Raw genomic sequence first — 14547 nt, forward strand, 5'->3', positions numbered from 1 at the left:
CCCAACGGCTGCTCACTTTGCAAAGCAGCAAAGCAAGCGAAACACTCTCGCCCCACCACCCCATCAATCATCATGCAACAACCCCGAACCATACTCCCCATAACTACTCCCCAGCCCACTGCCACCGAAATTCATCTCCGCGGCCTTGTTGGGGCTATGGTCACCAAACGCCTGGCATCCACCTGAAAAGCACGGGTCACTGCTCACGGCGGGTGAAGATGAACAAGCGCTTAACAACAACGTGCCGGTGATCATCACGACTTTGACGAGGTTCGAGATCATGGTTTTCAGTTCCCTATGGGCTGGAGGCGCTGGGGTCCTCTCTCGCAGGGAATCGTAGACCTCAACGGCGCAGGGAATTATGAAACTTTGCTGGAAGACAGCATAAGTTCAGGTTGCCGCCTTAGGGCAAGGCGGCAGGGTTGGTTGTCAGGCTTTAACTGAGGCGGTTACAGGCGCAACCTGCTCCTGGGCTCGGTCAACGAGCAGCGAGCTCAACTCGATTAACTGCTGGATGCCCAGGGCGATGGCACGCTGGGAGTCGTCGAGATCGAACGCCAAGGTGACCGCCATTTCGTTGGCGGATGCGAGGTTTTCGGCGGCGTTGGCCAGGAGGGTTTCGGAGTGGGTGGACGGGTTGACGATGAATAGGTTGTCGCTTGGGCGCTCGGTGGGCGCAGCGTCGTCGGATGGGGGCAAGTGATGATGGATTGCTCGCTGGGCTGCGGCTTGAAGCTTGGGATCAGAAGATGCAGCGTTTGAAGCATAAGGCGGATTAGGTGTGACCTTGTACATGGCGAAGCTCCTTTAGCGTTTAAGGAACTGCCTATCTCACTTCCACATGAGGGGTGGCAGCTGTACGCAGGTGTGGAAGACCAGGGCTAAAGGACCCGGCGCACCGAAGTGCCCCGCGCACAGCCGCCATAAGCAATCATACAGACGTAAAAAAACGCCGGTAGGTGTTTATGGGCGATTGAGCGCCTTCAGCTAGGTCGGACTTCCACATCCGGCCGCTGGATTGCCAGCGGCTTGAGGAGGTTAGCTAGGGGTGGTCTGAGGGGCAAGCTGAGAAGAGCGTGGGATATTTCTTAGACGTTTTGATCTGCCTACAAAGATCGGTGTATCAGATGCACTGATGATGGATTGGAACTCAGATACCTGCTGGGCTGACTGGAAGGGCACTGGAGCACCGCCATTAGCCATTCGTATCAATTCCATACCAACATCATTCTCTCGTCGCAAAAGTCCTCAAACATTTGTGCTTGACTTAGCAGTCTCTAACACAACCAGTGCTATGCTAAATTTCTCTCGAAACGAGTAACCGGCAATGGCAAGCGAGCGCCCTGTACAGGTTAATCAAAATACGACGGCCTTAGAAAGGGTCAGTGATGAGGATGACTCTGTAGATTTAGCCATTTTTAGAGCCAGGTAAAAATGTTCAGAGCCGTTTAGAACATGGCCTAGCTCGACTGATGGGAGTGGACCGAACCTAAATATCGGCCAATTGGTTATAACCCCAAAGCAACGAGTCAATTCACCACTGGTTCAGCAACTTAGGACATGACATATTGCAATCTTATCGTTGACAACTCTAAAAACATGGAGCTACAGCTTGAAGGAAGTGGATCACGTTAAAAATGACTATTGGCTAGTAAAATTAATTTACATACTTTAGCCAATGCATAGTCGCCCAACAGATCTATATTGCCCGACTTAACCCATAGTAATATTTAGGTAGAAGCTAATGCCCAACAATGTATGCCAAATAAATGCAACAATACCAAGCTCAGGAAAACTGGCATCGATAGACCTGAAAAACAGAAACCTTATAATCACCGGAGTAAATGGCTGTGGCAAAACACAATTCATCAACGGACTTTTTGAAAGTTTATCCAAGCGCATTATCAATCGCAAAAACACTTCCATTCCGACCTTAGAGCAAAACATAACTTCTTACACCGAAATTGTCAAAACCACTAGCAAAGCAGAGGCGAATTACCAGCATTATGTTACCACCTTGGAAAATTTTAAGCAGGAGCTTAAAACAGTACAATCCCCACCGATAACAGTCGACAATTTTGAAAAATTCACAATCGACTATCACCAGCAAAGCGCTGTACTGCTAAAGTTTGAGGCCACGCGCCAAGCTAGCATAAGACCTTGCAACTCATCTAAGAGCACGGATGCTTTAAGGGAAGAAGCGGTTAAAACCTCTGACTCATCAGTACTTTTTGAAGAATACTTGGTAAGCCAGAAAACTGCTCAGGCTTTTGCGGAGTCACCTAATATAGGCAATAACCTAGACAAAGCAAATTTCATTAAAGCATGGTTTGAAAAGCTCGAAAATGACCTACAGGAACTATTTGAAGACCCTAGTTTAAAACTACATTTTGCTTACGAGTCTCAATCATTTTATATTAGGCAAGAGGGTAAATCTCAATATAGCCTTCAGCAACTCTCATCCGGCTTCTCTTCGATCTTTTCAATTTACGCAACCTTACTCACAAAAATTCAGTTGAGCAGAAATACAATTGATGAAATCTATGGCGTAGTACTTATCGACGAGATAGATGCCCATCTTCATGTTTCTCTTCAACGTAAAATTCTTTCATTCTTAACCAAATCCTTCCCAAACATTCAATTCATAGTTTCCACGCACTCTCCGTTTGTAGTATCTTCCGTCAGAGACGCCGTGATATATGATCTATCAACTCTTGAGCAGATCGAAGATTTATCCATGTACTCTTACGAATCCATTTTATCTGGATTATTCAACACCACACCAGTTTCTGAAGTCCTTCAGAAAATGATAGTTGATTTAGGCGAGCTAATGCAGTCTCCTGACCTAGACATTAGAAAGATAGAGCACTACGTCCGAGAAATTGGCGAACATGAACAGCATTTAGATAGTGAGTCTGCGTTTTTTATCAAAAAAGCCAGACTGGCTATCAGCAAACACAAAAGGGAAGAAATTTGAATGTTTAACGCCATACGAATTTCACAGCCCCCCAAGTCACTTGCAGCAAAACAAAAGTATGATGGCGATGACGTATATTCAGCACTGTGTAAGATTTTTTTTGACAAATGCTACATATGTGAAACAAAAGAGCCTCACGATATAAATGTAGAACACTTCCACCCTCATAAGGGGAATGAAAATAAAAAATTCGAGTGGAATAATCTTTATTTGGCTTGCAGTCGATGTAACAACATAAAGCTTGCAGAATTTGATGACATCATAGACTGCTGCGATACCAATTTTGATGTATTTCGAGCAATCAGACATGTACCGCCAATCACGCCATATGCCAAATCCGTTCAGTTACTATCGACATCCGCAGATCCGAAAGTCGAATTAAGCCAAAAACTCTTGGACCGTGTCTATAATAGTGACCATACTGTTAATAAAAAAGTATCCGGCGCATTCCTTCGCCGAAAAATTTTCGATCAATACAACCTCCTCCTTGATCAAATTAACAGTTATTACAGTCCCGTCGCCACTGACTTAGAAAAAGAATTAAGCCTCGCGCGCATCCAAAAACTCATTCACAGGTCAGCTCCTTACTCTGCATTTATCCGATGGTGCATCTTAGATGATATAGAACTCGGGGAACTGATGAGTGATTACATGGACTAGAAAGCTTCAAACATTACCACAGCACAAAAGGGGCAGATTTATTTATACACTCGCGGAGGAAAAGCTAAGCAAAAGACAGCAAAAAGCCGCATCATCCGCGGCTTATTGCCTTAGGCCATCAGTTCAGCCGGCGTGTGATGCTTGAGCCAACCGCCCAAGCGGCATTTATTTGCGTTTGCCGGCCCAGCCCGCAAGCCTAGAATCGTCAGCATCAAAACGAACATTGACGCGCTCTATGGTGGCTACCGACTTGCCCGCGCCTGCTTGGGTTGAGCATTTTCTTCGCCTGAGCTTCGCCAAATAATCCCTTAAGCACCTCACTGGCTAGTTTGGCCTTAGCAAAGTCCTCAGCCGACCATTCGGGGTTCACCGTATCAACCCTCTCAGGAATGGGTTTCTTGGTCTTAATTTTTACCTCCCGTTTGTTGGCACTACGAAAACCGATGACGTGAACCGCGTCACTCATGGACAGATATCGAAGCCAGACCACGATACCTAATTTTGAGTGGGCAGCGAAAAAGCAATTTACTTCCAGATACAACTCACCACGGACTGCTGAGTCAGCCAAGCACACCAAGGCGTAAAATGCCCCACAACCGTCCACCATCGAGGCCGCCATGACTAGGATATCCCTAAACCTGCCGGAAGAGCTGTCCAACTCTCTCGCCAACCTAGCCAAAACCAACGGCCTGACAGCAAGCTACTTGGCGGTGGATGTTCTTCGCGACTACATCAAGCATGAGAAGACGCTGACCGCCCAAATCGAGCGGGCAGTAAAGGAAGCCGACCAAGGCAAATTCGCCATCGATGCCCAAGTAGCAGCCATGCGCGCTAGGCGTTGGAGCAGGAATGCGGGTTGAGTGGTTTGAAAAAGCAATCAAAAATCTGGAAGACGAAGCGAACTATATCGCTCTCGAAAATCCAAAAGCCGCTGACGACTTCTCGGATATCATTTTCGCCAGCGTCGATAGGCTGGCTCAGTTTCCTTCCATGGACCGCGAAGGTCGAGTGAAATATACCCTCGAATGAGCAGCGCCCAACTAGTCCTATCTAATCCCGTATAGAGTGCAGGGTGATCGACTGCAGATCCTTGGCGTATTCCACACACGGCAACGTCCTCGTTCGAAGTGGTAATGCGCGCAAAACTTGCCTCTCTGGCCCCCAAGATCCGTTCCTGATAACCTCCGCCCCACTCACCCGCCGCTTCTGCGTTGCCCCCACGATACAGGCCAACCCGCTAACACTTCTTCGCTTGTAGCAATTCCTAAGCAAGCTGAAATACCTGCCTGAAAGCAGCACTGTCGGTATATGCTTTTACTTTTCTCGAAATGAGTCGAAACCATGCCGGATGAATATTCTCTATCGAATGCCCTGAATCAAAAACGCTTTACATCGGGATTGGAGCCCAATGCTGAACTGAAAATAGCGTTTCTACGCAAAATCCAGATAGACTGGGCAGCCAATATCTTTCTTACCTCCCATATAGAGGTGCAATATTCAGTTTTGGTGAAGTATTTTTACACACTCTAAACCAAAAAATGACACTTGTACCCAGACCTTTCTAACCTTCCCGATATAAATTATATAGCTTGCGTCCCGAAGCGTACAACTTCACCTATACCCGATCCAACTCTTGGATAGGTACCATTCGTAAGATGTAGCCTCATCATTATAGGACTTTCCGGAAAGCAGCCATCAACAGTTGATATCAGCAACAACAATGACTTATGGTAACTTGATATTGAGTCCGGCTTATCGGGCAGGTCATGCAAACTGTGCTCTACGGACAACATCAAAAATCTTGGAAATTGATTCGCATGCGGACCGCCTAATAAATTCAATACAACCTTAGCAGCTTGAAGATAATTGTGATTCTGGATGTAGTTTATATTTTCGATGATATCAATTGGAAGATGCGCACCAAACTTAATCAAATAGCTTTCAAGTTTATCAATGAAACTCCTGTTTTCATTATCGATAAAATTGGCCCAAAGCATAACTCCTTCGCCATACCTAGTCTCCGAGGAATAAAAATTTTGCACGCTCATCTGATCAATAAAAGATTGATTAAACAATTCTGATGGACGAATCTCAATCGTACCGGAGGATACTACAGACGTAACCTTAACCGTTTCCGCAATTATCTCTAGATGATTCATAATTATTGGCTTCAACATTGAAAGCTGTTTTTTTAGCGTTCCTTTCCTAACAAGCTCTTGCCTTTCTGATAGCTCAGCCTCTTTTAAATCACTCATCTTGTGAGAAAGCGAATTCAAAAACAAACCGATCAATATTACTCCAATCATTACCTGGGAGCATATTGCTAACAGTAGAGCATGACTCTCCTGCCTTGGGACAATATCGCCAAAGCCTAGGGTGCTGATGGTTACGATACTAAAATACAAAGATTGGACTATTTGAAGCCTTGGTATTTCCTTAAAATCAGAACCAAACAAAAAGTAATACACCGCAGTAAATATTAGTATCACGATTAAATACGAGACACCGTAAAATAAAGGTCTCTTCCGTGTGATTTTCATTCTCTTAATTACGTCCTTGTGGCGTTAGCCTTATTTATTCAGACAACTATATCTAAAGAGAATACGCTTGGCCGCTACGACAATCAATTCTTTGACATAGGGAATATTTATCCCTAAAGTGCTACTCACCTCCCAACAGCCCTATTTCACCAACAGAACCCCGTTCGTGGACGCTGTTGGCTTCACGGCATTTACCACCGACAAGAGGAAAACTAGCGAAAAAGGGGACCGATTTATTTAATATATGTCTCCCGCGCCGCACGATCAACACCCAGCCCCCTCTGACCCTTTCCTGATAAACTGCCCACCCTTCGCATTCTCCATCCAAGACTCCAATGCCTTCAGCCATAGTTCCACCGCAAGCCCTCTCACGCCGCTTCTCCGTCGCCCCCATGATGGACTGGACCGACCGCCACTGCCGGTTCTTCCTACGCCTGCTCTCCAAACACGCCCTGCTCTACACCGAGATGGTCACCACCGGCGCTATCCTCCATGGCGACCACGACCGCTTCCTGTGCCACAACGAAGCCGAGCACCCGCTGGCGCTCCAGTTGGGCGGCAGTGTCCCGGCTGATCTGGCCGCCTGCGCCCGTATGGCCGAGGCCGCCGGTTACGACGAAGTGAACCTGAACGTCGGTTGCCCCAGCGACCGGGTGCAGAACAATATGATCGGCGCGATCCTCATGGCGCACCCTGCCCTGGTGGCGGACTGTGTGAAGGCCATGCGCGATGCGGTGTCGATTCCGGTGACGGTGAAGCACCGTATCGGCATCAATGGGCGGGACAGTTATGCCCAGTTGTGTGATTTCGTCGGGACTGTGAAGGATGCCGGTTGCACCAGTTTTACCGTGCATGCGCGGATTGCGATTCTGGAGGGGTTGTCGCCCAAGGAGAACCGGGACATTCCGCCGTTGCGTTATGACGTGGCGGCGCAGTTGAAGCGGGATTTTCCGGCGTTGGAGATTAATCTCAACGGCGGGATCAAGACGTTGGAGCAGTGCCAAGAGCATTTGCAGACGTTTGATGGGGTGATGTTGGGGCGAGAGGCTTATCACAATCCGTATTTGCTGGCGGAGGTGGATCAGCAGCTGTTTGGCAGCACCGCGCCTGTGATCACCCGCGCTGAGGCGTTGGCGCAGTTGCGTCCGTATATAGCCGAGCACTTGGCGACAGGTGGCTCGATGCATCACATTACGCGCCATGTTCTGGGGCTGGGGACCGGTTTCCCGGGGGCGCGCAAGTTTCGGCAGTTGTTGTCGGTGGATATTCATAAGGCGAGTGATCCGTTGGCGTTGCTGGATCATGCGGGGGAATTGTTGGAGGGGCGGTGACGGGTTGGGTGTCAGTGGTGGTATTTGGGCTGACAGGCTGCTTTCGCGAGCAAGCCCACTCCCACGGTTTTGAGCGATGTGTGTCAGGTGAATGTCAGTGGCTGGACTGGCGTCATCGCAGGCAAGCCAGCTCCCACAGTTTGACTGATGGGGGTCAGGTGAATGTCAGGGGCCGGGCTGGCGTCATCGCAGGCAAGCCAGCTCCCACAGTTTGATTGGGGTGGTTATCAGGCAGTTAGGTTGAACCTGCCATCGATTTTGCCCTCCAATTGAGCACCACGGCCGGTAATTCAAACGGCTGTTTCCAGGTTATTGCCCTCGCAAACGACCTAACGCATTTGCGCCCTTGAGCGCCTGCCAGCGCTCGGGTAATGTCACTAGACCCACAGGACAGAGCACGCCCATGACTTCCAAGCTGGAACAACTCAAGCAATTCACCACCGTCGTAGCCGATACCGGCGATTTCTCCACGCTCGCCAAGCTCAAGCCGCAAGACGCGACCACCAACCCTTCCCTGCTGCTCAAGGCTGCGTCGATTCCTGGCTATGCCAAGCTGCTGGATGAGTGTGTGCAGGATTGCAACGGCGATGTGGGCCTGGCCAGTGACCGCTTTGCGGTGGCGGTGGGCCAAGAAATTCTCAAAGTAGTGCCGGGCCGTATTTCCACTGAGGTGGATGCGCGTCTGTCATTCGACGAGGCCGCGATTCTCAAGCGTGCGCACCGTCTGATCGACCTGTACGACAAAGCCGGCGTTGGCCGTGACCGCGTGCTGATCAAGATTGCCTCCACCTGGGAAGGCATCCGCGCCGCCGAGAAGCTGGAAAAAGAAGGCATCCAGACCAACCTGACGCTGCTGTTCTCGTTTGCCCAGGCCGTGGCTTGTGCCGAAGCGGGTGTGTTTCTGATTTCGCCATTCGTGGGCCGTATCTACGATTGGTACAAGAAGGCCAACGGCAACGACTACACCGGTTCCGATGACCCGGGCGTGCAGTCGGTGACGCGCATCTACAACTACTACAAGGCTAACGGCTACAAGACGGTGGTGATGGGTGCGAGCTTCCGTAACCTCAGCCAGATCGAAGAGCTGGCCGGGTGTGACCGCCTGACCATCAGCCCGGACCTGCTGGAGAAGCTGGCAGCCGATGAAGGCAAGCTTGAACGCAAGTTGGCGCCAGGGCATGCCGGTGAAGCGCGGGTGCATATGACTGAAGCGCAGTTCCGTTGGGAGTCCAACGAGGACGCGATGGCGACTGAGAAGCTGGCGGAGGGGATTCGTCAGTTTGCTCGGGACCAAGAGAAGCTGGAGGCGTTGTTGTCGGCCAAGCTGTAAAGGCAGATAGCGGCAAAAAGGGCGGCACCTGTGAGGGTGCCGCCCTTTTTTTGCCTCGGTGTCACCGCCGCCCGATGTGGGAGCTGGCTTGCCTGCGATAGCGGTGGGCCAGCCAAGACTTCATCGACTGACACGGCGCAATCGCAGGCAAGCCAGCTCCCACAGGGGGATGTGTTTCAACAGGGAAGCTGTCAGTGCCGCTCGAGGGCGTTGACGAGGTCGTGGAAGGCTTCGCGGTTGGACTCATTCAAGCCCATCAGGATCTTGTGCGCTTCCAGCACCTTGACCCGCACCACTTCCTCGGACTGGTCCTGGGACGGCAGGTCGGTAAGGCACTCCGGGCACGGGATCGGGCGGTCAACGATGTTGAACACCTGATCAAACCCCATGGACTGCAACAGACGGGTGATGTCTTCGTGGGTGGTGACCACGGTCGGCAACAGGCCGACCTTCTGCCGCGACAGAATGGACAACTTGGCCAACAGGCCCAGGGTGGTGCTATCGATGCTGCGTGTTTCGGTCAGGTCGATCACGATCGCCGAGAAGTTCAGCGCTGTGAAGATCCGCTCGATCGTCGCATCCAGGGCCGAACACAAGGTCAGGCGCACTTCACCGACAAACTTCAGGACGAAGGTCCCGTCTTGCTCGGCGAATTGGATTCTTCCGGTACTCATCAAAGATTCCTGCTCAACACCAATAGGGCGATATCATCCGGCATCTCCCCTAGCGTGGCCAATCCAAAAACCTGCCGCAGGCCATCCAGGCTGCCGCCCGCCGACTTGACCTTTTGGGGCAAGGCGGCTTCTTTCTCTTTGAGTGTAGGCTCTGGAAGAAGGTCCAGAATACCGTCAGACATCAGCGTCAAGCTGAAGGTCGGCGGCAGTTCCAGGATGTGGTCTTCGTAGGTGGCTTCGTTAAACAAGCCTACGGGCAGGCCACGCCCTTCCAGGTAGCGCACACTGTCAGGAGTGTACAAAACAGGCATCGGCAGGTGACCGCCAATACTGTAGGTCAAAAGACCGGTTTCTTCGTCGATCACGCCGCCGACCATCGTCACGTGCTTGCCCAGCTTGCAGCTGATCAGGCCTCGGTTGATGTGGCCCAGCACCTCGGAGGGGGTGAACTCCGGCAAGGTGCCATTGCGCTTGGACTCGAACAACAGCCGTGTGGTCATGAACTTCAACAACACGGTGACAAACGCTGAAGACGCGCCGTGGCCGGAAACGTCGGCCAGGTAGAACGCCACACGGCGCTCATCGACACGAAAATAGTCGACAAAATCACCCGACAGGTACAACGACGGGATGATCTGGTGGGCAAACTTGAATTCGTCAATCGTCCAGGGGCTCACCGGCAGCATGTTCATCTGCACCTGGCGACCGGCGTTCTGGTCTTCCTGCAGCAGGTTCAGGCTGGCTTCGAGTTCGCGGTTGGCGGTCTCGAGCTTTTCGCGGTAGCGCTGGTTTTCCAGGAGCAGGCGTGCACGGTCCAGGGCGCGGCGCACCGAGTGCTCCAGCACGGCCAGGTCTTCCAGGGGCTTGATCAGGTAATCGGCGGCGCCCAGGCGCAAGGCTTCAACGGCATCGTTCATGACACCGGCACCGGACACGACAATCACCGGCGTTTGCGGGGCAAGGTCGGTCACCTGGCGAATCAGCTCCAGGCCGCCCATCTGGGGCATGCGCAGGTCGCAGATCACAAGGTCGGGCTTGTCGCGCTCGAATACCTGGAGACCCTGTTGGCCATTACTGGCCTGCAGGACGCTGAAGCCACTGTCTTCCAAGTAGGCCGCGAGGCTCGCGCGCACTACTTCGTCGTCATCGATTATCAGCAGCGTGGCACTGGTTTTTTGCATGTGGGCAAACGGCGCCAGAATTAGGTTGGCGTAGGCGGCTCGGCAATGGCCGGGCTCACGTACTGGATTCGCTTTCTAGCCTCTCTGTCCTACAAAGCATTGGGATTTAGCCCATGCACAACGGTAAAGCAGAGGTGCCCTTCTAAGGCGCAGACGGTACTCCCATCCGTGAGGGGTTTCAAGCTCATGCCGATGGTCGCCGGGCGTCTTTGCCGTGCAAATCACCGGGAGTTATAAGAACCGCCTCGACCACAACACAAAGTAAGGTTTAGACAGGCATAAAAAAGGCGACCCGCAGAGGTCGCCTTATTTTCGTTTCAAGATGTCACGGCTTAAAAGTCGTCAACGACCTTGCCGTCCTTGACCTTGAACTCGCGGTTCTGCAGGTAAGCGTTACGAATGAAGGTGTACTTGTCGCCGCTGATCAGCTTCTCGCTGTCGAGCAGGCTGGCGCGCACGTCGACGACGTTGAGGCCGAAGGTGCTGTTACGCCAGCCGATGTCGTTCATGTAGCGGTACGGCTGGGTGTAGCTGTCGACGTATTTGGACGGCGCATCACGCAAGGTGCTCGGGCCCAGCAACGGGATCATCACGTACGGGCCGCTGCCCACGCCCCAGTAGCCGAGGGTTTGGCCGAAGTCTTCATCGCTGCGCTGCAGCCCCATTTTGGTGCCGACGTCGATGAAGCCCAGTACGCCAAACGTGGTGTTGACCAACAGGCGGGCGGTGTCGACGCCTGCGTTGTGCGGCTTGAGTTGCAGCACGTTGTTGGCCAGGTTGCCGACATCACCGATGTTGCGGAAGAAGTTGTGAACGCCGTCCTGCACAAATTGCGGGGTGACGAACTGATAGCCCTGGGCGAGGGGCTTGAGGGCGTAGGTATCAACGGTGTCGTTGAAGGTGAAGATGGGGCGGTTGACGCTTTCCCATGGGTCATCTTCCGAGGCCGCTTGGGCAGCGAAAGGCGCCAACAGGATGGTGGCACACACCGATAGCTGAGCGAAGTACTGGCTCCAGCGCATAGCTTTTGCTCCTTGAATGGTCTGTCATGGGCGCTATGCCCTGAATAAGGCTGTCAGTATATGACGGAAGTGTCGATTTAGGCAGCTACCTGGAATCGTCTTACGGAAAATGGACAAAATTCCCACAAATATCGACGGTGTCATCCCCTTGTCATGCCGCCCCGATAGCGTTGCAGCTATTTCAGGGACGTTCAGATGCCACACGCCGAGATTGCCGTCGCCGCCGCCCCCTCGTTGACCGCCGTGTTATTTGGCCTGAGTGGCTGCCTGGTGGATTTTGGTTCCCTGGCGCGCACCGACTCACCTTGCGCCGACGCCGAGGCCACGCCGGGCGCGCTGAAAATCCTGCGCAGCCTCAAAGAACAGGGCGTGCCCTGCGCCTGGCTGGACGAACTGCCTCCCGCCGTGACCACGCCACTGTGCGCCGGCCTGCCTGGCTGGCTCAAGGCCGCCTCACCCTCCTCCATTCGCTGGCCCGCGCCCCACGCCTGCTGGCAAGCCCTGATGGAGTTGAACATCGAACGCCTGGAAGGCTGCGTACTGGTCAGCGGCGAACCACGCCTGCTGCAGTCGGGCCTGAATGCCGGCTTGTGGACCATCGGCCTGGCCTCCTGCGGTTCGCTCTGCGGCCTATCGCCCAAGCAATGGCAGGCGCTCACAGAGCAACAACGCGAACACAAGCGTGGCAAGGCCACGGTGGCACTCTATGGCTTGGGCGTGCACTCGGTGATCGACCACCTTGGCGAACTCGGCACCTGCCTAGCCGACATCCGCCTGCGCCAGCTCAAGGGCGAGAAGCCCTGATCGAGATCATGCACAGTTGGCCCCAGTGGATTAATCTACAGGTCAGCCCGTAGACCTTTCACGGCGCGCCGCGGTCTATGCCAGTGCCTATCGATAAAAGGAAAGAACGTCATGCCTGATCGCAAAAAACTGGAAGAACAGGTCGAGATCCTGCGCGGGCAGTTGGAACAGGACCCGCCGCTGCCAGTAGAGAAACGTGAAGCGCTGGAGGCGCTGATTGCCAAGTTCGAAATGCAACTTGAATTGGAACCGGCGACTCAGACACCCAGTATTTCCGACGACGTGAATCAAGCGGCCATAGAGTTTGATGCTGAACATCCAGTCATTTCCGGGACCTTGCGCAATATCATGACCACCCTGGCCAATATCGGCATCTAACCCAAGCCAAACACAAAACCAAATGTGGGAGCTGGCTTGCCTGCGATTGCGATCTTTCAGTCATTCATCAAGTGACTGATACACCGCTATCGCAGGCAAGCCAGCTCCCACAGTTTTTTGTATGAAGGTTTACTGACGCGCCAGACGCACGTTCAGGAACTGGGTGTTCTCAGTGCTGCGGTACGGGTTGATGTCCAACCCACCCCGGCGCACATACCGCGCATACACCGTCAACTTCTCTGGCTTGAGCAAGCGCTGCAAGTCCAGGAAGATCCGCTCCACACACTGCTCATGAAAGTCCGAGTGCTGGCGAAAGCTGACGATATATTCCAGCAGGCTGGCGTGATCCAACGCCGCACCACGGTATTCCACCACCACACTGCCCCAATCCGGCTGGCTGGTCACCGGGCAGTTGGATTTGAGCAGGTGGCTGTGCACGCTCTCCTCCACCACGCGCGAATCATCGCAACGCAGCAGTTCCGGGCGCGGGTGCTCGTAGCTGCTGACGTTGATATCCAGGTCGTCAATGCACACACCGGGCAATGCCATCACGCCTTCGGCCTCGATATCGGCCAGGCTGCGAATGCGCACGTTCACGGGCTTGCCGGCCGCTAAGCTGAGGTCGGTGCGCAGGGTGGCTTCAAGGCTTTGCGTGTCGGCAAACGCGGTCTGGTTCAACGAGTTGAGGTACAGCTTGAACGACTTGGACTCGATGATGTTCGGCGAATCGGCTGGAATGCTGAATTCACCGATGGCCACCACCGGCTTGCCCGACGGCAACAACCAGGACAGCTCGAAGCAGTTCCAGAAATCCACGCCCTTGTACGGCAGGGTCTCGGCGCTCAGGCCCAGCTCGGCCCACTTGGCGGCGCGTGGAATCGGGAACAGCAACGAAGGCGTGTAGGTGCTGATGTATTCACTGGACTTGCCCAGCGGCGAATGTTCGGCTGCGGGATGCATGGCGGAAACCTGGCTAAATAAACCGCGCCAGTCTACCAGCCTTTGCCCCCGCCCTTAACAAACGCCTCACTCAACGGTCAGTTTGCCGACCATGCCTGCCTGGTAATGCCCTGGCAGGTTGCAGGCGAACTCAAGGCCGGTGGCCTGCTTGAACGTCCAGGTCAGCTCGGCTGTCTTGCCCGGTTCCACCAGCACACTGTTGGGATCGTCATGCTTCATGCCGCCCATATCGCCGTGGCCCATGGCGCTGTGGTCCATCTTGCCCATGCCGGTGGCGGTGAGCATGCCACTGGCTTGCATCTGCAACATCTCTTTCTGGTGGGCGGCATGCATGGCCGCGTCGCCCAGGTTGAACTCATGCAGCAGCTTGCCCTTGTTGACCAGTACAAAGCGCACGGTTTCACCGGCCTTGACGTCCAGGGACTTGGGCTCAAAGGCGATGTCCTGCAGCGTGACTTCAACGGTGCGCGTGGCTTTATCCACCGGGGCCGGCTGGCCGAACGCGTAGGTGTGAGCCGCATCCGCCAGCGCATTGAAACTCAACGCCAGCAGGCAGCCCGCCAATAACAGGGGTGTACGCAACGCCATCTTTCACTCTCCACAATAGGTATCCAGCTTGGGCAACACTTTAAGATGGCCTCGCTGCCAGCCAGCTGACTGCTAGATTACAACTTTGTCAGCTTGTGCCCA

Annotated in this window: 16 protein-coding genes and 1 pseudogene; 8 read left to right on the forward strand and 9 right to left on the reverse strand. The window is 53.3% G+C overall.

Translation table 11 applies throughout. From position 1 onward, the window contains the following. Positions 1-63 precede the first annotated feature (63 nt). Both DK871_RS18850 and DK871_RS18855 read right to left on the reverse strand, forming a co-directional pair. On the reverse strand, positions 64-282 hold the full coding sequence (locus tag DK871_RS18850) for a hypothetical protein (protein ID WP_161906260.1): 219 nt from the start codon (positions 280-282) through the stop codon (positions 64-66). A gap of 147 nt (positions 283-429) precedes the next feature. Then, the gene (locus DK871_RS18855; protein WP_161906261.1) at positions 430-795 is read right to left on the reverse strand and encodes a DUF6124 family protein; all 366 of its coding nucleotides are present in this window, start codon (positions 793-795) and stop codon (positions 430-432) included. 949 nt (positions 796-1744) lie between these two features. Here DK871_RS18855 and DK871_RS18860 point away from each other — a divergent pair. Beyond that, positions 1745-2977: an AAA family ATPase gene (locus DK871_RS18860; RefSeq protein WP_161906262.1), complete on the forward strand. Its 1233-nt coding sequence runs from the start codon at positions 1745-1747 to the stop codon at positions 2975-2977. Continuing rightward, positions 2978-3637: an HNH endonuclease gene (locus DK871_RS18865; RefSeq protein WP_161906263.1), complete on the forward strand. Its 660-nt coding sequence runs from the start codon at positions 2978-2980 to the stop codon at positions 3635-3637. 211 nt (positions 3638-3848) lie between these two features. Here the strand turns inward: DK871_RS18865 and DK871_RS18870 are convergent, their stop codons facing one another. Further along, complete coding sequence (locus DK871_RS18870) at positions 3849-4256, reverse strand: hypothetical protein (RefSeq protein ID WP_161906264.1); 408 nt, start codon at positions 4254-4256, stop codon at positions 3849-3851. Here DK871_RS18870 and DK871_RS18875 point away from each other — a divergent pair. Both DK871_RS18875 and DK871_RS18880 read left to right on the forward strand, forming a co-directional pair. After that, the gene (locus DK871_RS18875) at positions 4255-4497 is read left to right on the forward strand and encodes a CopG family ribbon-helix-helix protein (RefSeq protein WP_161906265.1); all 243 of its coding nucleotides are present in this window, start codon (positions 4255-4257) and stop codon (positions 4495-4497) included. The genes DK871_RS18870 and DK871_RS18875 overlap by 2 nt on opposite strands. After that, positions 4487-4771, forward strand: a pseudogene (locus DK871_RS18880) (type II toxin-antitoxin system RelE/ParE family toxin). The gene DK871_RS18875 and the pseudogene DK871_RS18880 overlap by 11 nt, the downstream one beginning before the upstream one ends. Positions 4772-5217: 446 nt before the next feature. Here DK871_RS18880 and DK871_RS18885 read toward each other — a convergent pair. Further along, complete coding sequence (locus DK871_RS18885) at positions 5218-6177, reverse strand: potassium channel family protein (RefSeq protein ID WP_161906266.1); 960 nt, start codon at positions 6175-6177, stop codon at positions 5218-5220. Between the two features lie 335 nt (positions 6178-6512). Here DK871_RS18885 and dusA point away from each other — a divergent pair, with 335 nt between their 5' ends. Continuing rightward, entirely contained in the window at positions 6513-7508 is a 996-nt protein-coding gene (dusA, locus tag DK871_RS18890; RefSeq protein WP_161906267.1) for a tRNA dihydrouridine(20/20a) synthase DusA, read from the forward strand. Positions 7509-7911: 403 nt separating this feature from the next. Then, entirely contained in the window at positions 7912-8838 is a 927-nt protein-coding gene (gene tal / locus DK871_RS18895) for a transaldolase (protein ID WP_019818234.1), read from the forward strand. 191 nt (positions 8839-9029) lie between these two features. Here the strand turns inward: tal and rssC are convergent, their stop codons facing one another. The 3 genes from rssC to DK871_RS18910 form a co-directional block, all read right to left on the reverse strand. Beyond that, positions 9030-9512, reverse strand: coding sequence for an anti-sigma factor antagonist RssC (gene rssC / locus DK871_RS18900; protein ID WP_003172602.1), 483 nt, complete (start codon positions 9510-9512; stop codon positions 9030-9032). Continuing rightward, positions 9512-10693, reverse strand: coding sequence for a two-component system response regulator RssB (gene rssB, locus DK871_RS18905; RefSeq protein ID WP_014717527.1), 1182 nt, complete (start codon positions 10691-10693; stop codon positions 9512-9514). Before rssB ends, rssC begins: the two co-directional genes overlap by 1 nt. Positions 10694-11025: 332 nt before the next feature. After that, positions 11026-11715 carry a VacJ family lipoprotein gene (locus DK871_RS18910; protein ID WP_032892828.1) on the reverse strand — a complete coding sequence of 230 codons (690 nt, stop codon included), beginning with the start codon at positions 11713-11715 and terminating at the stop codon, positions 11026-11028. 195 nt (positions 11716-11910) lie between these two features. Between DK871_RS18910 and DK871_RS18915 the strand changes: the two genes are divergently transcribed. Continuing rightward, entirely contained in the window at positions 11911-12519 is a 609-nt protein-coding gene (locus DK871_RS18915; protein WP_161906268.1) for an HAD family phosphatase, read from the forward strand. A gap of 111 nt (positions 12520-12630) precedes the next feature. Next, the gene (locus tag DK871_RS18920; RefSeq protein ID WP_056791803.1) at positions 12631-12897 is read left to right on the forward strand and encodes a DUF4404 family protein; all 267 of its coding nucleotides are present in this window, start codon (positions 12631-12633) and stop codon (positions 12895-12897) included. 129 nt (positions 12898-13026) lie between these two features. Here DK871_RS18920 and queF read toward each other — a convergent pair whose 3' ends face one another. Continuing rightward, positions 13027-13857: an NADPH-dependent 7-cyano-7-deazaguanine reductase QueF gene (queF, locus tag DK871_RS18925; RefSeq protein ID WP_032892832.1), complete on the reverse strand. Its 831-nt coding sequence runs from the start codon at positions 13855-13857 to the stop codon at positions 13027-13029. Positions 13858-13923: 66 nt separating this feature from the next. Further along, a complete protein-coding gene (locus DK871_RS18930; protein WP_161906269.1) occupies positions 13924-14445 on the reverse strand; it encodes a plastocyanin/azurin family copper-binding protein in 522 nt (173 codons plus the stop codon). Between the last annotated feature and the right edge of the window lie 102 nt (positions 14446-14547).

The sequence above is a fragment of the Pseudomonas sp. L13 genome (assembly GCF_009935965.1).
Taxonomy (GTDB): domain Bacteria; phylum Pseudomonadota; class Gammaproteobacteria; order Pseudomonadales; family Pseudomonadaceae; genus Aquipseudomonas; species Aquipseudomonas lactis.